Origin of the sequence: Allobosea sp. 47.2.35 (assembly GCF_024655635.1) — a bacterium.
In the GTDB taxonomy this organism is placed as follows: Bacteria; Pseudomonadota; Alphaproteobacteria; order Rhizobiales; family Beijerinckiaceae; genus Allobosea.
The window spans coordinates 160,355-180,892 of sequence record NZ_JANLGI010000002.1 but is presented as its reverse complement, the minus strand read 5'-3'; the positions used below and the strand labels follow the sequence as shown (position 1 = coordinate 180,892).

15 protein-coding genes are annotated in these 20,538 nt (G+C 67.1%); 11 read left to right on the top strand and 4 right to left on the bottom strand.

The window, feature by feature from the left end; genetic code table 11:
- Positions 1–5: 5 nt before the first annotated feature.
- Entirely contained in the window at positions 6–1,739 is a 1,734-nt protein-coding gene (locus NUV79_RS03505; protein ID WP_257731697.1) for an ABC transporter ATP-binding protein/permease, read from the top strand.
- A gap of 38 nt (positions 1,740–1,777) precedes the next feature.
- Positions 1,778–3,637 (top strand): ABC transporter ATP-binding protein, encoded by a 1,860-nt coding sequence (locus NUV79_RS03500; RefSeq protein WP_257731696.1) that lies wholly within the window; start codon positions 1,778–1,780, stop codon positions 3,635–3,637.
- A 24-nt stretch (positions 3,638–3,661) separates the two neighbouring features.
- Here NUV79_RS03500 and NUV79_RS03495 read toward each other — a convergent pair whose 3' ends face one another.
- The 3 genes from NUV79_RS03495 to NUV79_RS03485 all read right to left on the bottom strand — a co-directional run bounded on the left by NUV79_RS03495 (position 3,662) and on the right by NUV79_RS03485 (position 8,576).
- Entirely contained in the window at positions 3,662–4,939 is a 1,278-nt protein-coding gene (locus NUV79_RS03495; protein ID WP_257731695.1) for an NAD(P)/FAD-dependent oxidoreductase, read from the bottom strand.
- A 93-nt stretch (positions 4,940–5,032) separates the two neighbouring features.
- The gene (locus tag NUV79_RS03490; protein ID WP_257731694.1) at positions 5,033–7,381 is read right to left on the bottom strand and encodes a molybdopterin guanine dinucleotide-containing S/N-oxide reductase; all 2,349 of its coding nucleotides are present in this window, start codon (positions 7,379–7,381) and stop codon (positions 5,033–5,035) included.
- Between the two features lie 181 nt (positions 7,382–7,562).
- Positions 7,563–8,576: an amino acid ABC transporter substrate-binding protein gene (locus NUV79_RS03485; RefSeq protein WP_257731693.1), complete on the bottom strand. Its 1,014-nt coding sequence runs from the start codon at positions 8,574–8,576 to the stop codon at positions 7,563–7,565.
- 565 nt (positions 8,577–9,141) lie between these two features.
- On the opposite strand from NUV79_RS03485, the gene NUV79_RS03480 reads away from it, so the two are divergent.
- From NUV79_RS03480 to NUV79_RS03440, 9 genes are all read left to right on the top strand, one after another.
- Positions 9,142–10,995 carry an ABC transporter permease gene (locus NUV79_RS03480; RefSeq protein ID WP_257731692.1) on the top strand — a complete coding sequence of 618 codons (1,854 nt, stop codon included), beginning with the start codon at positions 9,142–9,144 and terminating at the stop codon, positions 10,993–10,995.
- Positions 10,996–10,998: 3 nt separating this feature from the next.
- On the top strand, positions 10,999–12,123 hold the full coding sequence (locus NUV79_RS03475) for an ABC transporter ATP-binding protein (protein WP_257731691.1): 1,125 nt from the start codon (positions 10,999–11,001) through the stop codon (positions 12,121–12,123).
- Positions 12,124–12,144: 21 nt separating this feature from the next.
- On the top strand, positions 12,145–13,278 hold the full coding sequence (locus NUV79_RS03470) for an ABC transporter substrate-binding protein (protein ID WP_374678753.1): 1,134 nt from the start codon (positions 12,145–12,147) through the stop codon (positions 13,276–13,278).
- A 47-nt stretch (positions 13,279–13,325) separates the two neighbouring features.
- Positions 13,326–14,468 carry an ABC transporter substrate-binding protein gene (locus NUV79_RS03465; RefSeq protein WP_257731690.1) on the top strand — a complete coding sequence of 381 codons (1,143 nt, stop codon included), beginning with the start codon at positions 13,326–13,328 and terminating at the stop codon, positions 14,466–14,468.
- Between the two features lie 65 nt (positions 14,469–14,533).
- Positions 14,534–15,340, top strand: coding sequence for an HAD family hydrolase (locus tag NUV79_RS03460; protein WP_257731689.1), 807 nt, complete (start codon positions 14,534–14,536; stop codon positions 15,338–15,340).
- Positions 15,327–16,193, top strand: coding sequence for an inositol monophosphatase family protein (locus NUV79_RS03455; RefSeq protein ID WP_257731688.1), 867 nt, complete (start codon positions 15,327–15,329; stop codon positions 16,191–16,193). The genes NUV79_RS03460 and NUV79_RS03455 overlap by 14 nt, the downstream gene beginning before the upstream one ends.
- A gap of 93 nt (positions 16,194–16,286) precedes the next feature.
- On the top strand, positions 16,287–17,120 hold the full coding sequence (locus NUV79_RS03450) for an inositol monophosphatase family protein (protein WP_257731687.1): 834 nt from the start codon (positions 16,287–16,289) through the stop codon (positions 17,118–17,120).
- On the top strand, positions 17,117–17,755 hold the full coding sequence (locus NUV79_RS03445) for a dual specificity protein phosphatase family protein (RefSeq protein WP_257731686.1): 639 nt from the start codon (positions 17,117–17,119) through the stop codon (positions 17,753–17,755). The genes NUV79_RS03450 and NUV79_RS03445 overlap by 4 nt, the downstream gene beginning before the upstream one ends.
- Positions 17,752–19,431, top strand: a complete 1,680-nt coding sequence (locus NUV79_RS03440) for a metallophosphoesterase family protein (protein WP_257731685.1) — start codon at positions 17,752–17,754, stop codon at positions 19,429–19,431. Before NUV79_RS03445 ends, NUV79_RS03440 begins: the two co-directional genes overlap by 4 nt.
- On the opposite strand, the gene NUV79_RS03435 is transcribed toward NUV79_RS03440, so the two are convergent.
- Positions 19,418–20,437, bottom strand: a complete 1,020-nt coding sequence (locus NUV79_RS03435) for a LacI family DNA-binding transcriptional regulator (protein ID WP_257731684.1) — start codon at positions 20,435–20,437, stop codon at positions 19,418–19,420. The genes NUV79_RS03440 and NUV79_RS03435 overlap by 14 nt on opposite strands.
- Positions 20,438–20,538: the final 101 nt, after the last annotated feature.

Genomic DNA, 20,538 nt, shown 5'->3' with positions numbered 1-20,538 from the left:
GAGCCGTGCTCTCCCAGATCATCGGATTGACCCGGCTCTGCATCGCCGGGCCGGGCGGCAAGGTCGGCGCGCTCTATTTCCTGATGATCTTCGGGCTCGGTCTCGCCGGGGTGCAGGTCGGCGTGCGCCTGATCGCCTGGACCGCCGATTTCTACAACGCGCTGCAGAAGCTCGATGTCGACGGCGCCCTCAGGCAGATCGCGATCTTCTTCGGCCTGATCGCGATCAGCGTCTGCATCCATCTGGCCAGTGCCTATCTGCGCAAGATGCTGCAGATCCGCTGGCGGCGTGCCCTGACCGAGGCTGCGCTCGACCGCTGGCTGGCGGGCAAGGCCTATTGGCACCTGCGTGAACGCACCGATCACGGGCTCGACAACCCCGACCAGCGCATCGCCGAGGATTGCCGCATCTTCGTCGAGAAGCTCACGATCGAAGGGCTCGAACTCGCCACGAACATCGTCGCGCTCGTGACCTATGTCTCGATCCTGTGGTCGCTCTCGACCTTCGCGCTGTCGTTCAGCCTGTTCGGCCACGCGATCGAAATCCCGCGCTACATGGTCTGGGCCGCGCCGCTCTACGTGGCGATCGCCACCTTCATCACGCACGGCCTCGGCCGCCCGCTGAAGGCGCTGACGGTCGAGCAGCAGAAGCGTGAGGCCGATTTCCGGTTTTCGCTGGTGCGCCTGCGCGAGCATGTCGAGGGCGTGGCTCTGGCCGATGGCGAGCCGGCGGAGCGTCGATTGTTCCGCGAGCGCTTCGCCGCCATCGCCGGGAATTGGCAGAAGCTCGCCAACCGCGAATTGATCCTCGGCTTCTTCACGCGGCCCTATTTCCAGACTGTGCTGCGCATTCCGCTCTTCCTGGCACTGCCGGCCTTTCTCGCCGGGCGCGTCACCTTCGGCGGGCTGATGCAGATCGGTTCGGCCTTCCAGAACGTGGTGACGACGCTGTCTTGGTTCGTGTTCTCCTATCGCGACCTCACCGATCTCGCCGCGGCCGCGAGCCGCCTCTCGCATTTCATGAGAGCCGCCGAGGGCGCGGCAATGCCGTCAAGCGGCCCAGTTCTGCACAAGGCGGGCAATGCGGAGCTGCGGCTGCGCGACCTCGTCCTCGCAACGCCTGCGGGACGCCGCCTCCCACACGTCCCGGACCTGAAGCTGAAAGCCGGCGGCAGCTATTGGCTCGCCGCGCCCTCCGGCCATGGCAAGAGCACGCTGGCGAAGGCGATCGCCGGGCTCTGGACGCATGGCGAGGGCCGGATCGAGCAGCCGGACGGGCGCATCCTTGTCCTGCCGCAACAGCCTTATCTGCCGCTTGGCAGCTTGCGTTCCGCGTTGACCTATCCGCAATCACCAGAGGTCTTCGACGACGCGACCTTGCGCCAGACACTTGCCATGGTGGGGCTGGAGGACCTCTGGTCGCTCGACGATGACAGCTGGACGGACAAGCGGCGCGGGCTGTCCGGTGGCGAGCAGCAACGCTTCGCGCTGGCGCGCGCTCTATTGCAGGCACCCGACTGGCTGGTGCTCGACGAAGCGACGAGCGCGCTCGATGTGGAGTCGGAGGCGCAGTTGCTCGCTGCATTGCGCCATTCCCTGCCTGACAGCACGCTGGTCCTGATCGCGCATCGCGCCCCTCAAGGCCTCGGTTCGCTCCAGATGATCGAGTTGAGGCAGCAGCCGCCACGGCCTGATCCAACACCGACCACTGCCCTCGCGCAGCCCGAGCCGGTAAGCTGAGCGGAGATGAGTCGACTCCCCGTTTCGCCGCCCCCCTGATGGCCATTCCCTCGCGCTCCGAGGCCGCCGCCGCGCTCCGGCGGCGGTTGTCGCTGTGGCAGGACGTGCCGCGGCTGTTGCGCTCGCTGTGGCAGACCAGTCCACGGCTCTTCGCGGCGATCGCCGCCTTGCGCCTGCTGCGCGCGCTCCAGCCGCCGGCCATGCTCTTCGTCGGCAAGCTGATCATCGACGAGATCGTGCTCCAGACGCGGACGCCGGCTCCCGGCCCAGCCCTGTCGGACTGGCTGGAGAGCGGCCGGGCCTCGACGCTCGCCGGCTGGATCCTGCTGGAATTCCTGCTGGTCGCCGGCGGCAACGCCCTCAACCGACTGGGAACGCTGGTCGAAGGGCTTTTGTCCGAACGCCACGGCTTTGCGATGGGCGCCCTGCTCGTCGAGCGCGCCGCCGAACTCGATCTCCGAGATATCGAGGGCCACGCCGCTCAGGACAAGCTGCAACGCGCCAATGCCGCGACGATGCTCGGCTACCAGCTCGTGACCAATCTCCTCACACAGCTCCAGAATGCGGTGACGCTGCTTGCGCTGGTCGCGGGACTCGTCTTCTTCGTGCCCTGGCTGATCGTGCTGCTGCTCGCCGCCCTGCTGCCGACCTTGCTGGTCGAGGCGCATTTCAATGCCCGGCAATACGAAGCGGCCACGGCACTGATCCCGGAACGGCGGCGCCTCAACTACCTCCAGCATGTCGGCTCCTCCACGCATGCGGCGAAGGAGGTGAAGCTGTTCGGCCTCGGCAGCTATATCGCCGGCCTGTTGCGGGAAGTCGCGGAGCGCATCATCGCCACCAACCGCCGGCTGGCGGTGCGGCGCGCCGCCTGGAGCAGCCTGTCCGGCGCGATCGGCTCGCTCGCCTATTACGCGGCCTATGCGGTCGTCGCGTGGCGGGCGCTGACGGGCGAACTCAGCATCGGCGACCTCACCTTCCTGGCGGGCTCGCTGATGCGGCTCAACGGGCTGTTCGAAGGACTGATCGTCGGCCTCTCGCAGATCACCTCGCAGGCCCAATATCTCGGCGATCTCTACGCCTTCCTCGACATGCGCTCGACCGTGGTGCATCCGGTGCATCCGCGCGCCTTTCCCGCCCCCCTCCGGCAGGGCGTGACCTTCGAGGATGTCGGCTTCCGCTATCCTGGCAAGCCGGACTGGGCCTTGCGCCATCTCAGCTTCACCCTGCTGGCCGGCGAGACGCTCGCGCTCGTCGGCGAGAACGGCGCCGGCAAGACCACCATCGTCAAGCTGCTGACCCGGCTCTACGAGCCGGACGAAGGTCGCATCCTGATCGACGGCGTCGATATCCGTGACATCCCGCTGCCGGACCTGCGAGAACATGTCGGCGCGATCTTCCAGGATTTCATGCGCTACAATCTGACGGCTTCGGAGAATATCGGCGTCGGCCGGGTGTCGTGCATCGGCGAGCGACCGGCAATCGTCGAGGCGGCGCGCAAGAGCCTTGCCGATCCCGTTATCGCCGGTCTGCCAGAGGCTTACGACCAGATGCTCGGACTTGGATTCCAGAGCGGACTCGACCTCTCGGGAGGACAATGGCAGAAGATTGCCATCGCGCGGGCCTATTTCCGCGACGCGGCGATCCTGATCCTCGACGAGCCGACCGCCGCGCTCGACGCCCGCGCCGAGGCCGAGATTTTCGAGCGCTTCCGCCATCTCAGCGCCGGCAAGACCGTGCTGCTGATCTCGCACCGCTTCTCGACCGTGCGCATGGCCGACCGCATCCTCGTGCTGGAGAATGGCGCCATCCTCGAGCAAGGCAGCCATGCCGAGCTGATGGCGCAGGACGGCCGCTATGCGGAGCTGTTCAAGCTGCAGGCTGCCGGATTCCAGTAGGCTCGGCAGCCGCTTTCGAGACGCCTATCGCCCGCGGATCAGGTCGGCCGCCTGATAGCTCCAATAGGTCAACTGGACCGCCGCCGTGCCGAACGGGCCGCCGTTCCAGACCAGGCCGAAAGGCGCGAACAGCTTGTAGCGGTCGCTGGCGCCGCGGATCGCCTCGGCGATGACCGTGCCGCCGATCGCGGTGGTGTTCATGCCGTGGCCGCCGAAGGCCGTGCAGTACCAGACGCCCGGTCGGAACTGGCCGATCTGCGGCATGAGATGGCGGGCATAGGACATCAGGCCCGACCAGGCGGCCTCGACCTTGAGCTCGGCGAGCTGCGGATAGGTCGTGACCATCTCGTGGCGCAGGATCGCGGCGACGTCTCTGGGCTCGGTCGTACGCGTGGTGATGCGCCCACCCCAGAGAATGCGCGAGCCGCCCTCGACCGTGCGGTAATAATCGCCGGCGCGCCGGTCGTCGCCGACGCCGGTGCCGATGCGGATGGCCTGGCGGATCAGGTCCGGCGCGGCCTCGGTCAGCAGGACATAGGTCGCGATCGGGATATAGGCGCGGCGCAGGGCCGGCAGCACATCGCCGGTATAGCCGCCAGTGGTGAACAGCACCTGATCGGCCTCGATGGTCGCCTTGGCCGTCTTCAGCTGCTTCACGGCTCCGTCGAGTTCGCAGGAGATGACCGGCGAGCCCTCGTGGATCCTGCCGCCGAGCCGGACGATCTCGCGGGCGAGCGCGCGAGCATAGTTCAGCGGGTGGAAATGGAAGGAATCATCGGCCGTCAGGGAGGCGTGGTACTTCGGCGAGTTCAGGAGCGCGCGGGTCTCGTCGCGGCCGAGATAGCGGAGCTTGCGGCCGAAGCGCTTCTCTTGCGTGTCGCGCACCGCCTGCAGCCCGGCGCCGCCGTCATAGCGCACGACTTTCATGATGCCGGGCGACGGCGCAGCTTCCGTGATCGCGAGGCTATCGATGTTGCCGCGGACGATCTCCACACCTTCCATCGTCAGGCGATAGAGCTCATCGGCCTGCTCGCGGCCGGTCTGGCGCTCGATCGCGGCGAGCGAGGTCGCGTAGCCCGGGCTGACGAAACCGCCATTGCGGCCCGATGCGCCCCAGGCGACACGCTGCGCCTCCAGCAGCAGGACCGAGCGGCCGGCACGGGCAAGATCGAGCGCGGCGGTCAGGCCAGCGAGGCCACCGCCGACGATGCAGATATCCGTCTTCAGCGTGCCTTCGGCCGGCGCGTAGCTCTCCTCGGTCGCAAGCGTGCGTCGGTAATAGGTGTCTATATAGGAGGACATGCGGTCTCTCGGAGGCAGGCGGCGGGTTGTTTCGTTGTCGGCTTGCGCGATCCGCCACGGATTTTCCCGGCGGCGGATCACGAATGTCGAGGCTTACTCGGCGGCTTGCGCCGTACGCGAGCCCGGCGGGTCAAAGGCCTGGATCGGCGGCAAGTTTCCGTCGAAGCGCGCGACCTGCACCGTCGTCAGCTGGCCGGTGCAGCCCTGCGCCAGCGCCGATGTGCCGATGTCGCGGGTCAGCACGTTCGGATTGCCGTGGACGCAGAGCGGCTTGTCGTCGTTCGGATCGGCGGGATCGTACCAGGCGCCGGTCGGGAGCTGGATCACGCCCTTGCGGATGCCATCGGTGACATGGACGGCCGCGAGGCAGGCGCCGCGCTCGTTCGAGAGCCGGATGATGTCGCCATCGGCAATTCCGCGCAGCGCCGCATCGTCCGGATGCATATGCGCGACCTCACGGCCGCGATGCTTGGCATCGCTGCTATGGCCGCCGAAATCGAACTGGCTGTGCAGGCGGGTCCGTGGCTGGTTGGCGACGAGCACGTAGGGGTTGGTCTCATCGGGCACGTTGCTGGCGCCGAGCCAGGTCGGATGGCCGGGGCAATCGGCCTCGCCGAAGCCGGCGATCGTCTCCGAGAAGATTTCGAGCTTGCCCGATGGCGTCGGCAAAGGCGCGGCTGCCGGGTCGGCCCGGAAGGCGCGCAGCTTGCCGCCATCATCCGGCTGCTGCGGCAGGTCGAAGCCCTCGCCCGCCCAGAACTCGGCGAAGCTCGGTGCCGGCAGGCCCTTCGCCGCCAAAGCCGTGCGGGTCGGCTCGTAGAGGTGCTCCAGCCACTGCCGGGCGGTGCGGCCCTCGGTGAAGGCCTCGCCGGTGCCGAGGCGCTCGGCGAGATCGGCGAAGATCGAATAGTCGTCGCGCGCCTCGCCATAAGGCGCAACCACCGGATGCATCGGCACCAGCAGCGGATCGTTCGGGTTGCCGCCGATATCCTCGCGCTCCAGCGTCATCGTGCAGGGCAGCACGATATCGGCGTGGCGGGCCGTCGCGGTCCAGGCGAGCTCATGCACGACCAGCGTGTCGATGCGGGCGAAGGCCTCGCGCAGGCGGTTCAGATCCTGATGATGGTGGAACGGATTTCCGCCGGCCCAATAGACCAGCTTGATCTCGGGATAGGTCCGGGTCTGGCCATTATAGCGATAGGTCGTGCCCGGGTTGAGCAGCATATCGGAGATGCGCGCGACCGGGATATAGTCGCTGATCGGGTTGCGCCCTTGCGAGAAGGTCGGCATCGGCACGGCGTTGTAGCGCCGGCCGTAATAGGCGATGGCGCCAAGCCCATAGCCATAGCCGCCGCCCGGCAGGCCGATCTGGCCGAGCGCCGCCGCAAGCACCATGCCCATCCAGACCGGCTGCTCGCCATGGGTGGCGCGCTGCAGGGCATGAGCCACGACGATGAGCGCGCGCTTGCCGTGAAGACGCTTCGCCAGCGCGACGATCTCCTCGGCCGGCAGGCCGGCGATCGGGGCGGCCCAGGCCGCGTCCTTGGGCTGACCGTCGGTCTCACCCAGCAGGTAGCGCTCGAAGACCGGCCAGCCGACCGTGTAGCGGTGGAGGAAGGCGCGGTCGTGCAGGCCGTTGACGACGAGGGTATGGACAAGGGCCAGCATCAGCGCGGTGTCGCTGCCGGGCTTGTTGGCGACCCAGTCGGCGCCGGCGCCCGGAGGAAGGTCGCTGCGCAGCGGGCTCACCAGCACGAACTCGCAGCCGCGCTCCTGCGCCCGCTCCATCGCGCCGCGCTCGACATGGCGGCTGGTGCCACCGCCGGCGACCATGCTGTTCTTCAGCGCCATGCCGCCGAAGGCGAGCACGATCTCGCTATGGTCGGCGATCTGCTCCCAGGAGACGTTGCGCTTCACCAGGTCCTCGTAGTCGCCGATGATATGCGGCACGAGGACGGAGGACGCGCCCGAGGAATAGCTGTTGACCGACTTCACATAGCCGCCGGTCGAGGTGTTCAGGAAGCGGTGGATCTGGCTCTGGGCGTGGTGGAAGCGCCCGGCACTGGCCCAACCATAAGAGCCGCCGAAGATCGCGCCGGGGCCGTGGTCGTCGCGCACGCGGCGCAGTTCGCCGGCGAGCTTGTCGAGCACGGCCGACCAGGACATCGAGACGTATTCGTCGCGGCCACGGCGATGATCGGGACCGGGGCCGTTCTCCAGCCAGCCGCGCCGGACCATGGGCTGGGCGATGCGGGCGCGATGACGCAGGGCCGCTGGGAAGTTCTGGATGATCTCATTGGGGTCGGGGTCGCCCTCATGCGGACGGACCTCGAGCTGGCCTTCCTTCATGCGGGCCGAGAACACGCCCCAGTGCGAGGTATGCGGGCGAAACGCCTCGCTTTCGGTCACAGCTTCGCTTGCCGGAACGATCGGAGCCGTCATCGCCTTCACCCTCACCTTTTCGGACTGAAACAGCCCTTCCTCATTCCCCTTGTCCGATGCAGACAGCAAGGGGTTTTCGCGGATTACAGCCAAGCGCCGCACGCTTGGCTGCAATGCAGAAAGGCCCGGCTGAGGAACCAGCCGGGCCTTTCCTTATGTTAGCTGACGAGTTGCCCGATGCTCAGCGGATCGGCGCCGCGTATTGCAGGCCGCCATTGGTCCACAGCGCGTTCTGGCCGCGCTCAATCTTGAGGAGCGAGCCCTTGCCGAGGTTGCGCTCGAACATCTCGCCGTAATTGCCGACAGCCTTAATCGCGTTGTAGGCCCAGTCATTCTTGAGGCCAAGCGCCTCGCCAAAGGTGCCTTCCTTGCCGAGCAGGCGCTTGATCTCGGGATTGTCGGACTTCTCGCGCAGTTCGTCGACATTCGCCTGGGTCACGCCGAGCTCCTCGGCCGTGATCTGGGCGAAATGAACCCAGGTGACGATGTCGAACCACTGGTCGTCGCCGTGGCGGGTGACGTAGCCGAGCGGCTCCTTCGAGATCGTCTCCGGCAGGACGATGTGGTCGCCCGGGGCCTTGAAGCGCATGCGCTCGGAATAGAGGCCGGACGCGTCCGTGGTGAAAGCGTCGCAACGGCCGCTCTCATAGGCCTCGGTCGCCTCGTTGTTGGTGGCGAAGGTCACCGGCTCGAACTTCATGTTGTTCTTGCGGAAATAGTCCGCGGTGTTGAGCTCGGTCGTGGTACCCTGCTGGATGCAGATCGAGGCGCCGCTGAGCTCCTTCGCCGACTTGATGTTCAGCGACTTCTTCACCATGAAGCCCTGGCCATCATAGTAATAGGTCGCGCGGAAGTTCTGGCCGAGCGTGGTGTCGCGGCTCATGGTCCAGGTCGTGGTGGCGGCGATGAGATCGGTCTCGCCCGACTGAAGCGCCGTGATCCGGTCCTTCGAGGGAAGCTGGATGAACTTCACCTTGGACTTGTCGCCGAAGATGGCCGCGGTCAGCGCCCGGCAGTAATCGGCGTTGATGCCGGTCAGGACACCGTTCGCATCGGGAACGGCGAAGCCGGCGAGATTCGCCCCGGTCCCGCAGTTCAGGACACCGCGCGACTGAATGGTCTTCAGGGTCTGAGCTTCCGCCGACACCGACACGGTGCAGACGACAGCAGCGGCAAGCGCCAGTGAAAACTTCATAGTTCCATCCCTAGGTGACAATAGAGCCGACGATGTTCCACGCGGCCCGGCTCCCGTCAATCGCCAGCACGCGTGGGCACCGCTTCTTCAGTGGCGCAGCGACCGCCGACCAGTCAAAGGGCCGCGGAACGGACTCGCCCCCCCGGCCGCCCCGATACACGCAGCGTGTCCGTTCAGTCTTCCGCACAGCTGATCGAACAGGCACCCCAGCAATGTGACAATTGTGCACTGCCCGGCAGTTTCCAGCGTAATCCGACTGGCTTGCTTCGCGCTCATTACGATTGCACAGCTGTGCGAAAATTCACCAAAACCCGTTGACAAGCGCAGCCCGGCCGTGGACCAATGGGAAGCCGGCTTATCAGAGCATGGCACGAAACCGCCGAGAAACGGTGGAAGCGGGCGGCAAGGGCCACTTCCCTTGACCCGCCCCGACAAGACGAAGCCTGTCGGTCTGCCGGTAGGCAAGGAGGGAACGGAATGGTCGAAGGGCTTAGTGTCCGGCACGGCGCACACGCGTGCATTGCTATTGCCCAGTTACGCCCTGCCAGCAGGGCGGCGTGAGGCGATGAGCAGTTCCCCGATCGCCCGCAGCGCCGGCCCGGTTCCCGCATCGATCCCGAGCAGCGGCAGCCGGCTGAATGCCCTGCGCTATCGTGCGAAGGTTGCTCTGAACGGGCCGACCACCTTCATCGGCCTGCTGCTTGCCGGCCTCTTCACCTATCTGATCGTCATGCCGGTGCTGTCGATCCTGTTCGACGCCGTGCGGGTGCAGTTCGGCGACGAGCGCCGCCTGAAGGCAAGCGCCGGCGATTTCACCACCTATTATCTCGAGCGCGCCTTCACCTCGCGCGTCGCCCGCGACCTGTTCTGGGGGCCATTGGCCAACACGCTGACGGTGGCGGCCAGCGCCATTGCGCTCGCGATGATCATCGGCGGGTTGCTTGCCTGGCTGCTCAGCCGCACCGACATGTTCGGCCGGCGCTGGTTCGCGACCGCGCTGATCGTGCCCTACATGCTGCCGGCCTGGACCTTCGCGCTCGCCTGGACGACGCTGTTCAAGAACCGCACCGTCGGCGGCCAGCCAGGCTGGCTGGAGGCGATGGGCCTTACGCCGCCGGACTGGCTCGCCTATGGCCGGCTGCCGATCACCATCATCCTGGCGCTGCATTATTCGCCCTTCGTGATCCTGCTGTTCGGCAATGCGCTGCGCCGCTTCGACAGCCAATTGGAGGATTCCGCCCGCATCCTCGGCGCGAACCGGCTCACCGTCGCGCGCCAGATCATCCTGCCGCTGATGCAGCCGGCGCTGCTCTCGGCAATGGTGCTGATCTTCGCGAAATGCCTCGGCGAGTTCGGCGTCGCCTATGTGCTCGGCCTGCCGGTCGATTTCGACGTGCTCGCCACCTCGCTCTATCGCAGCATCTCGTCGCGCCAGTCCGGTGTCGCGGCCGTGCTCGCCGGCTCGATCATGCTGATCGGCGTCATCACGCTGATGATCGACGCAAGGCTGCTCAAGGAAGCGCGCCGCTTCGTCACCATCGGCTCCAAGGGTTCGATGAGCCGGCTGAGCCCGCTCGGCATCCTGCGCTGGCCGGCGACCGTCTTCGCGGCCCTGATGTTCGCCTTCAGCGTCGGGCTGCCGCTGCTGACGCTCGCGCTCTCGACCGTGATGCGCCAGCCCGGCAACTTCGCGCCGGCCAACTTCACCCTCGACTACTGGATCGGCCGCGATCTCAACACCGTCGCGATGAAGAGCGGCGTGCTGTTCACCCCCGATCTCTGGCAGGCGGCCTGGAACAGCCTGTCGATCGTCGGCGTCGCCTCGGTGACCTCGGGCGTGCTCGGCCTGCTCGTCGGCTATGTCGTGGCGCGCACGCCGGTCCGGCCGCTCGCCGCCTTCCTGCGCCAGGTCACCTTCATGCCCTATCTTGTGCCGGGCATCGCCTTCGCCGCGGCCTATCTCTCGCTCTTCGCGGTGCCGCGCGGACCGATCCCGGCGCTCTACGGGACGGCGGCGATCCTGATGCTCGCCCTCATCGCCGACCAGATGCCCTATGCCTCGCGGGCCGGCGTCGCGGCGATGATGCAGCTCGGCAAGGACCCGGAGGAAGCGGCGCAGATCGCCGGCGCCGGCTGGTTCCGCCGCCTCATCGCGATCGTCATCCCGATCCAGAAGGGCGCGCTGACCACCGGAATCCTGCTGCCGTTCATTTCCGGCATCAAGGGCCTGAGCCTCTTCGTCGTGCTCGCAGTGCCCGGCACCGACGTGCTCACCACCTATTCGCTGCGCCTGATCGACTACCACTACACCCAGGCGGCCAATGCCGTGGTGCTGATCATCGCCGCGATCTCCTATTTCGGCACGCTCGCCGGCCAGAAGCTGACCAAATCCAATCTCGCGCAAGGACTAGGGAACTGAACCATGCCCAGGATCAACCTGCGCGGCGTCGCGAAGAACTACGGGGTTGCGGGGGCGAATGCCGTCTCCGGCCTCGATCTCGAAATCGGCGACGGCGAATTCATGTGCCTGCTCGGCCCCTCCGGCTGCGGCAAGACCACGACGCTCCGCATGATCGCGGGGCTTGAGAACCTCAGTGCCGGCGAGATCCAGGTCGGCGCCCGGATGGTCGACAGCGTCGGCGCCGGCATCTTCGTGCCGCCGGAGAAGCGCGAGATGGGCTTGGTCTTCCAGAGCTACGCGCTCTGGCCGCATCTGACGATCGAGCGCAACACCGATTTCGGCCTGCGGCTGCGCAAGGTGCCCAAGGCCGAGCGCGAGGAGCGGGTGCAGCGCGTGATGAGCACGCTCGGCATCGAGAAATACCGCGACCGCTACCCGTCGCAGCTCTCGGGCGGGCAGCAGCAGCGCGTCGCGCTGGCCCGCATGCTTGCGGTCAATCCCGAGGTGCTGCTGCTCGACGAGCCGCTCTCCAATCTCGACGCGGCGCTGCGCCTTGAAATGCGCGCCGAGCTCAAGCGTCTGCATCGCGAGTTCAAGACCACGATCGTCTTCGTCACCCATGACCAGTGGGAGGCGATGACGCTGGCGACCACCATCGCCGTGATGAGCGAGGGACATCTTCAGCAGGTCGGTACACCCAACGACATCTATGACCGGCCGGCCAACCGCTTCGTCGCCCAGTTCGTCGGCAACCCGCCGATCAACATCCTGGAGCTAGGCGATACGCCGACGCCGGTCGCGGCCAGCGCCGGCCAGTGGCTGACCGCCTTCTCCGGCGGGCTCGCGGAAGCAGGCTCGGTCGGTATCCGGCCGGAGGCGCTGAAGGTCACGACCGGCACGGCACCTGAAGGTGCCTTTTCCGGCAAGGCCGAGGTCACCGGCATCCTGCCGACAGGCGGGAGCTGGATCGTCGAACTGACCGTGCCGGGCGGCAAGCTGTTCCAGACCACGCATGAGATGCCCGCGATCGAACAGGGCGAGACGGTGTCGTTCTGGGTCGAGCCGCGCGCGCTGCATGTCTTCAACAAGGCCGGCAACCGCTCCGCAACCGCCGATCAGGCGTTGCGCCCTGCCCGCCGCCACTGACGCGAACCGAAGGAGATGCCCATGACGTCAAGCATTCCCGCCCGGCTCCGCCTCGCGGCATCGACTGTTGCCCTCGCGGTGATGGCCGGCCTGTCGCCGGCTGCCGCGCAGCAAGCCGAACGCTTCGACCTGAACGCGCTGATCGCGGCGGCCAAGACGGAGAAGCCGATCACGGTCTATGCGGTCACCGGCAAGATCGTCGAGACCGCCAAGGCCTTCTCCGAAAAATACGGCCTCAAGGCCACGGGCAAGAAGGTCAACGAAGCGACGCAAGCCGACCTGCTCGTGCGCGAGGCCCGCGCCAGCAACGTGATCGGCGATGTCAGCGTCGCCATCGACGTCTCGACCGCGATGACCGAACTCCTGCCGCAGGGCATCGTCGAAAGCTGGGTGCCGCCCGATATCGCGCCTGATGTGCCGGAGGCGATGCGCAAGCCGCTCGTCATCGTCACGGACCCGCATGTCTGGACCTATAACACGGCCGCCTACAAGACCTGCCCGGTCACCAATATCTGGCAATTGACCGAGCCCGAATGGAAGGGCCGGGTCGCGATGCTCGATATCTACGACAAGCCGCTCTACGCCGACTGGTTCAACCAGATGGCGACGCATCATGACGCCGCCATGGCCAAGGCCTACAAGGACCTCTACGGCAAGGAGCTGAAGACGACGGAGGCCAGCGCCACCGCCGCCTGGGTCAAGGCCTATGCCCGGAACGCGCCGATGATGGGTGATAGCGGCACGGTCGCGGAGGCTGCGGGCGCCGCCAACCAGGCCAAGCCGTTCTTCGCGCTGGTCTCGACCGCGAAATACCGCGACAACCTCACCGCCAACCTGAAGCTCGGCATCTGCCGGGATCTCAAGCCCTTCGCCGGCTTCACCTATCCCGGCCTCGGGCTGATCGCGAAAAACACGAGGAGCCCGGCGACCGCCAAGCTCTTCATCCACTACCTGATGACGGCAGAGGGCATCGCGCCGCAGATCGTCGATGGCAAGATTCCGACCAACGCCAAGATCGCCATGCCGTCCGACGAGCCCTCGGGCGTCGGCGCCGTGCTCGGCCATCTCATGACCTTCAACGCCACTACCGCCGGCGACGATGCCGACAAGCGCCAGGACTGGCAGGATTTCTGGCGGCTCAACTACAAGAAATAAGACGGAAAACGGCCCAACGAGGCCGGGAAACAGCCAGGGAGAGCGACATGACACAGCATCGTCCATCATCGCGTCCACGAGCCTTGGCCGGGCTGATCGCCGGCCTGCTGACTGCAGCGCTGGCCGGCCCCGCCGCAGCGCAGGGCGTCGTGCCCTTCGACGAGGCCGCCGCGCTCGCAGCGGCGCGCAACGAGCCGCCGATCACGATCTATGACAGCACCGGCAAGATCGTGGACATGGCCAAGTCGTTCTCGGCCAAATACGGGCTGAAGGCGACCGGCGTGAAGGTCTCCGCCACCAGCCAGCTCGAGATGATCATCCGCGAGGCCCAGGCCAACAACGTCAAGGGCGACGTGGTACTGCTGACCGACACGCCGGCCGCGCTGGCCCAGCTGCTGCCGGAGAAGTTCGTCTACAGCTTCCTGCCGCAGGACAAGGCGGCCCAGATTCCGGAGCTCTATCGCAATCCCCTGGCGATCAGCATCAACGCCACGGTCTGGGCCTATAACACCGAGGTCTACAAGACCTGCCCGGTCACCAATATGTGGCAACTGACCGAGCCGCAGTGGAAGCGCCGGGTCGCCTATTTCGACCCGCTCTCGCGCAGCAATTTCAACGACTTCATCAACCAGATGGCGACGCATCACGACGCCGCCGTCGCCAAGGCCTACAAGGACCTCTACGGCAAGGAGCTGAAGACCAGCGAGGAGAGCGCCACCGCCGCCTGGGTCAAGGCCTTCGCCGCCAACGCGCCGCTCGTCTCCGAAACGGACGAGCGCATCTCGGAAGCGGTCGGCGCGCCCGGCCAGAAGGAGCCGTTCTTCGGCTTCATGTCCTCGGCCAAGTTCCGCGACAACAAGGACAAGGGCTACAAGCTCGGGCTGTGCGAGAGCTTCTCGCCCTGGCCGGCCTGGTCCTACACCAAGCTCGCGATGATCGCGACGAAGACCAAGAGCCCCAACGCCGCCAAGCTCTTCATCAACTATATCCTGACCCCGGAAGGCATCATGCCGCAGGTCGTCGACGGCAAGGTGCCGACCAATCCGGAGATCAAGCTGCCGGATGACGAGCCGTCGGGCCTCTCCGCCGTGCTCGACCGCCTGCTGCCCTTCAATGCCAAGACCGGTCTCGACGACTGGGACCGGCGGCAGGATTGGCAGGATCTCTGGCGCTCCGCCTACAAGAAGTAAGCCCTCTGGAGAGGGCGCCGAGACGCGCCCTCTCCTTCCCACTGCCCGGACTGACGAAGACCGCCATGACTGCATCTGCCTCCCTGCGGCGCCCGCGCGCGCTCCTGCTCGATTTCGGCGGCGTCATCGTCGAGACCGCCAAGGTACCGGGCTGGGAGACCGCTCTCGCGGCGCGTGTCACTGATGTGCTCGCGGAAGCCGGGGCCCCAGCGCCGAGGCCGGCGCGGATCGTGGCCGACATCGCCGCCGGCAGCCTTGCCGACAAGCATTGGAAGAACGCGATGTCGCGGCTCTTCTCCCCGCGCGAGCTGGATCAGGAAGAGTTCTGGAGCGATTTCGTCGCGGCCGACTGGCCGGTTGCCGCCCGCGTCGCCGTCACGCGCCGGGCACGCGAACTCTGCGAGGCGATGGGCCATCTGCGCAGCAAGCGGACGCTGCGCCGGGGTTTGATCCAGCTGCTCGACGCCTGCGACCGCGAAAAGGTGCCGGTCGGCATCGTCAGCAATGCGCTCGCCGGACAGGTCCATCTCGATTTTCTGGAGGAGAACGGCCTGCGCCAGCGCTTCGCCGTCGAGATCCACAGCGACGCCGTCCGAATCCGCAAGCCCAACCCCGAGATGATCTGGCTCGCCACCCGCGCGCTCGGAATCGAGCCGGGCGAGGCCTGGTATGTCGGCGACAATTTCGACCGCGACGTGCTCTGCGGCCGCCGCGCGGGCGTCGGCGGCGTCATCCTCATGGAAGCCGGCGGCACCTACGACAAGCCCTACGCGCTCGAAGGCCTCACGCCGGATGCGGTCGTCGCCGATCCCGCCGGCCTCCTCACCCTGTTCGAGAATGCCTGCGCCGGAGTAGCCGATGATGCCGCCTGATGAATCCGCCAAGCTGCGCGATGTCGCCGAGCGCGCCACGCGGCTGGTGCAGCCTGCCCTTCTCGCCGCCTTCCGCTCGACCATGGCGGTCGATTTCAAGGTCGACCGCCATGACGTTGTGACGCGCCATGACCGCGAGAGCGAGGCGGCGATCCGCGCCTTCCTGCTGGCCGAGGTGCCGGATTCCGAGGTTGTCGGCGAGGAAGCCGGCGCCAGCGGCTCCGGCCGGGTCAAATGGTATGTCGACCCGATCGACGGCACCGCCAATTTCGCGCGCGGCCTCGCCTTCTGGTGCGTCTCGGTCGGCGCCGTCGTGGACGGCGAGATCGTCGCGGGCGCGATCCTCGACCCTGTCGCCGACACCCTGTTCTCCGCCGATACCTCGGGTGCCTGGTGCAATGGCGAACCCATCCGCTCGAACGCCGTGCCGGACGAGCAGCATGCCACATTGATCACCGGCTATCCGGTCGCGCGCGATTTCCGGCTCGACGGGCGCGAGGTCGCGCTCGACCGTTTCGCACGGCTGACCGAGACGTTCTCGACCCTGCGCCGGCCGGGCAGCGCCGCGCTCAGCATCGCCCATGTCGCGGCCGGCTGGGTCGATGCCGCCGCGGGCTTCGGTGTGAACGCCTGGGACGTGGCGGCGGCGATCCTGATCCTGCGCCAGTCCGGCGGCCAGTATCGCGGCTTCACGCTCGGCAAGGCAGGCGCGGATGCATCCGAACTGTTCTGCCCCGGCTATGTCGCGACCGGCGCGGGCGCGGATTATCCGACACTTCAGGGCGTCGCCGAGGCGATCTCGACCACGCGCATCGCCAAGGCTGCCGCTCAGCCCCGCGTCGCGGTCGCCTGACGACAGCTGCGAGCGACGCATGTTGACGTTTTCTGCACAGCTGTGCAAATCAACCCGGCCCGATCGGGCCCTTCGCCCTCGGGAAACCCGGCCATGACATCCAGCTCCGCCCTGCTCGTCCCTGCCGCCGCGCTAGACCTCGACGCGCGCGCCGCCTTCTGCGTGGCGCTGGCCCGATCAGCCGGCGAGATCGCGCGGGAAGGCTTTGCTGCCCGCGCGGCCGCCGGGCCAGACGCCGGGATCGGCATGAAGGGGCCGCAGGATTTCCTGACCGAGACAGACACGGCGGTCGAACGCCATATCAAGGCGCGATTGGCCGAGAGTTTCCCCGAGGACGGCTTTCTCGGAGAGGAGACCGGCGGCACCGTCGAGGGCCATGTCTGGGTCGTCGATCCCATCGACGGCACGGCGAATTTCGCCCGCGCGATCCCGCATTTCTGCATCTCGATCGCCTTCGTCGCTGATGGCGAGATCGAGATCGGCGCGATCTACAATCCCGCCCTCGACGAATTGCATTTTGCTCGCCGCGGGCATGGCGCGACGCTGAACGACCGGCCGATCCGGGTGTCCCGCACCAGCGCCTATACGGCGGCCTGCGTCGAGCTCGGCTGGTCGAACCGCCTGCCCAACGCGACCTATCTCGCCGTGCTCTCGGATCTGCTGGAGCGCGGCGCGAATGTCCGGCGTGCGGCCTCGGGCGCGCTCGGCCTCGCCTATGTCGCCGATGGCCGCTCGGACGGCTATGCCGAATTGCACATGAACCCGTGGGATTGCCTCGCCGGGCTCTTGCTCGTCCGCGAGGCCGGCGGCCAGGTCGGCCCCTTCCTCGCGCTCGACGGGCTGGCTAAGGGTGGCGGCGTCCTGGCGGCCGCGCCCGGCATCGCCAGCGGCATGAGCGCAGCGACCGGCATCCCGCTGGAACCATGACGACAGGCTACCCCGCGATGCATGACGACAGCCCACCCTATGACCGCCCGCCGCTGAGCCTGATCGAGCCGAATGTCACGCCTTATGGTGTCGAGCTCTATATCGGCGGCATGGAGGCGGCCGGCGATGTCGAGTTGCTCAAGCGCCACGGCATCACCACCGTCGTCAACTGCGCCGTCAATCTCGATATCAACTATGCCGTGAAGCCGTTCCCGGACACGCCGCCCGGCAGCCTCTATGGCGGCGGGGCGCTGCGCTACTACAAGATCGGCCTCGTCGATGGCGACGGCAATCCCGAGACCATGATGCTCGGCGGCTTCTATGTGCTGCGCGGCGCCTTCGCGCAGGTCCTGCCGAACCGCCCGACCTATCCGCTGCGCGAGCGCGGCAACGTGCTGGTCAATTGCCGCGCCGGCCGCAGCCGCTCGGTCGCGCTGGTAGGCCTGTTCCTGCATGTCGAGATGCCGGAGGTCTATCCGACACTGGAAGCGGCCTATGCCCATGTCCGGGAGAAGCGCGAACTCCGGCCCGACGAATGGCACGAGACGCCGAAACCAATGCTCGCCGCAGCAGCAGCCCGCGCCGCCGACTGGATTCGCCGGATCGACGCAGCTCAGGAGCATGCGCCGGCATGACCCGCATCGCCGTCATCGCCGATCCGCATTTCCACGACGTGACCTATCGGGCAGGCCAGCCGCATGCGCCGCTCGCGGCCGTGCGCAGCCTTGCCGACACAGTCGCGTCCACACGGGTGTTCAACGAGAGCTACCCGGCGCTCCCTGCTCTGCTCGACGACATCGTGGCGCGTGGCATCGAGCTGGTCGTCCTCGTCGGCGATCTCACCGATGACGGCCAGCGCTCGACGATGGCGGCAGCGACGGCCGTGCTGCAGGACTACAGCGCCCGCCATGGCCTGCGCTTCCTCGCCACGCCCGGCAATCACGACCTCTACGCCATCCATGGCCGGCACCAGTCGAAGCGCTTCCTCGATGCCGACGGCAGCCATGTTCTGGTGACGAGCGATCCCGAGGCCGACGCGGAGGATTCAACCGCCCGCATCGTCAGTTCGAATATGCATTGCGGCGGCTATGACAGCGCCATCCCCGCCATGGCCGAGCTCGGCTTCTTCCGCCGCCCCTGGCACCTGCACTGGGAAAGCCCGTTCGGGCCGGACGATGCGCTGTCAGCCCGCAGCTTCGAGATCCGCTCGGCCGATGGCGGCACCATCAGGCGCATGGTCGACAGCTCCTATCTGGTCGAGCCGGTCGAGGGTCTCTGGGTGCTCTCCATCGATGCCAATGTCTTCGAGCCCCGTGACGGTGACCGCGATCCGACGCTGGAGAAGAGCTATATCGACAGCACCGATGCCGGCTGGAACGCGATGCCGCGCAACAAGCCCTTCGTGCTGGCCTGGATGCGCGATGTGGCGGCGCGCGCGAAGGCGCTCGGCAAGACACTGTTGGCCTTCTCGCATTATCCGGTGCTCGACCCGCTGAACGGCACCACCGCCGACGAAGCGCGCCTGCTTGGCGACACCTCCTTCGTCCGCCGCGCGCCGACTGCCGCCACGGCCGAGGCTGCCGCCGCAACCGGGGTGCGCATCCATTTCAGCGGGCACCTGCATATCAACGACACGGCGCGGGTTTCGAGCGGCGACGACTGGCTGATCAACATCGCCGTTCCCTCGATGGTCGGCTTCCCACCGGCCTACAAGATCGCGACCGTGGCGGCGGGGTGTCTCGACGTGGAGACGGTGGTGCTGACCGAGGTGCCGGGCTTCGATCTCGCCTTCGATCTCTACAAGGCCGAGGCCAAGCTGAGCGGCGAGGACGATGGTGGCATCGCCTCCACCACGAGCCATGGCGCCTTCCTCAGCACGCATCTCGCCGAGATGGTGCGCCGCCGCTACCTGCCGAAGGAGTGGCCTGCCGATCTCGCCGCACTGGTGCCGCGCCTGACGCTGGCCGATCTCGACCGGCTGGCGGGGATCGCCGCGCCGCTCGCGCCCGCCGACGTGGTGCCGCAGGCCGCCGACGCGGAGGCCCTGCCCTTCTTCGAACTGGTGGTGGACTGGTACAGGCTGCGCAAGGGCCGGCATGTCACGCTCGATTTCATCGCGCCCGAGCGGCTCGATGCCTATCGCGCGCTGGCGGCGCGCTACCGGGCGGGCCACTGGCCGGCGACGAGCCTGCAGGCGCGCATCGCCAGCTTCCTCGCCATCCTCCAAAGCTATCTCGCGAGCCTGCCCTCACGGGACTTCTCGATCGACCTCGCGACCGGCGCGGTCGCGGATCGCTTCACTTCGGCCTGACTGTTCGACGCCAGACCGGCGTGACCGGGAAGGTCGTGACCGTCGGGGCGCTGACGCCCGGCTCCCCGGCTGCAAGCTTCGCAACGATATGGTCGGCCATCAGGTCGATTGGCTGGCGGAAGGTGGTGAGGCCGTAGGAGGCCCAGCCGGCCTGCTCGATATCGTCGAAGCCGACGACGCAGAGTTCCTCCGGCACCGCCATGCCAAACTCGGTGCGAGCGCCATCGAGGAAGCCGCAGGCCAGCAGGTCCGTGACGCAGAAGGCAGCGTCCGGTCGGTCGGACCGTGCCAGCAGCTGGCGTGCAGCCTCGTAGCCGGAGGCATAGGCCGTCGGCCCGGTCCGCGCGACGGTGACCTCGAAGCCCTCTGCGGCAGCCGCCTGACGAAACGCCTCCTCGCGCCCGACGATGCTGGGCGTGCCGGCGAGCGAGGACACCACGGCGATGCGCGAGCAGCCGGCCCGGCGCAGCATGTGGAAGGCCTCGTTCGCCGCGGCGACATTGTCGACGACGATATTCTCGGGGCCGGTCAACGGGTCATCGCGGTTGATCAGGATGACATGCTGGCCGCTGGCGACGCAGGTCTCGATCAAGGCGGCCGGCGGCGCGCCTGAGAGCACGATCGTCGCCTGGGCGCGATAGTTCAGCGTCTGGCGCAAGGCCTTGGCGACGCTCTCGCCATCGCCCGAGGTGTTGATCAGCATGGCGACCTGATTGATCGCCTGCAGGCGACGTGAGATCGCGTCGAGCATGCGCGACTGGTAGGGCGTCGCGACATCGCCCGCAATCAGGCAGACGATGCCGCTGGATTCATTGATCAGGCCGCGCGCCAGATGATTGACGTGGTAGCCGAGCGTCTGCGCAGCCTCCAGCACCCGCTCACGCGTCGCCTCGGAGACGCTGGCGCCATCCGTGAAGGTGCGCGACACCGCCGAGCGTGAAACGCCCGCGAGCTCCGCGACCTGCTGGGCGCTGACGAAAGACCGGCCCCGCTTCGCTCCCGTCATCGTCCCTCCATGGTCATGCACGGAATGTGCATCAGAGCACAAACGTGCAAATGCCCTTACAGGAAGGTCTTAGGAGAGTCCGGAGCGCCTTGCAAATGCGG

Coding starts and splice junctions, on each gene's coding strand:
- NUV79_RS03500 (WP_257731696.1), top strand. CDS start 1,778: ATGGCCATTCCCTCGCGCTCCGAGGCCGCCGCCGCGCTCCGGCGGCGG.
- NUV79_RS03495 (WP_257731695.1), bottom strand. CDS start 4,939: ATGTCCTCCTATATAGACACCTATTACCGACGCACGCTTGCGACCGAG.
- NUV79_RS03490 (WP_257731694.1), bottom strand. CDS start 7,381: ATGACGGCTCCGATCGTTCCGGCAAGCGAAGCTGTGACCGAAAGCGAG.
- NUV79_RS03485 (WP_257731693.1), bottom strand. CDS start 8,576: ATGAAGTTTTCACTGGCGCTTGCCGCTGCTGTCGTCTGCACCGTGTCG.
- NUV79_RS03480 (WP_257731692.1), top strand. CDS start 9,142: ATGAGCAGTTCCCCGATCGCCCGCAGCGCCGGCCCGGTTCCCGCATCG.
- NUV79_RS03475 (WP_257731691.1), top strand. CDS start 10,999: ATGCCCAGGATCAACCTGCGCGGCGTCGCGAAGAACTACGGGGTTGCG.
- NUV79_RS03470 (WP_374678753.1), top strand. CDS start 12,145: ATGACGTCAAGCATTCCCGCCCGGCTCCGCCTCGCGGCATCGACTGTT.
- NUV79_RS03465 (WP_257731690.1), top strand. CDS start 13,326: ATGACACAGCATCGTCCATCATCGCGTCCACGAGCCTTGGCCGGGCTG.
- NUV79_RS03460 (WP_257731689.1), top strand. CDS start 14,534: ATGACTGCATCTGCCTCCCTGCGGCGCCCGCGCGCGCTCCTGCTCGAT.
- NUV79_RS03455 (WP_257731688.1), top strand. CDS start 15,327: ATGATGCCGCCTGATGAATCCGCCAAGCTGCGCGATGTCGCCGAGCGC.
- NUV79_RS03450 (WP_257731687.1), top strand. CDS start 16,287: ATGACATCCAGCTCCGCCCTGCTCGTCCCTGCCGCCGCGCTAGACCTC.
- NUV79_RS03445 (WP_257731686.1), top strand. CDS start 17,117: ATGACGACAGGCTACCCCGCGATGCATGACGACAGCCCACCCTATGAC.
- NUV79_RS03440 (WP_257731685.1), top strand. CDS start 17,752: ATGACCCGCATCGCCGTCATCGCCGATCCGCATTTCCACGACGTGACC.
- NUV79_RS03435 (WP_257731684.1), bottom strand. CDS start 20,437: ATGACGGGAGCGAAGCGGGGCCGGTCTTTCGTCAGCGCCCAGCAGGTC.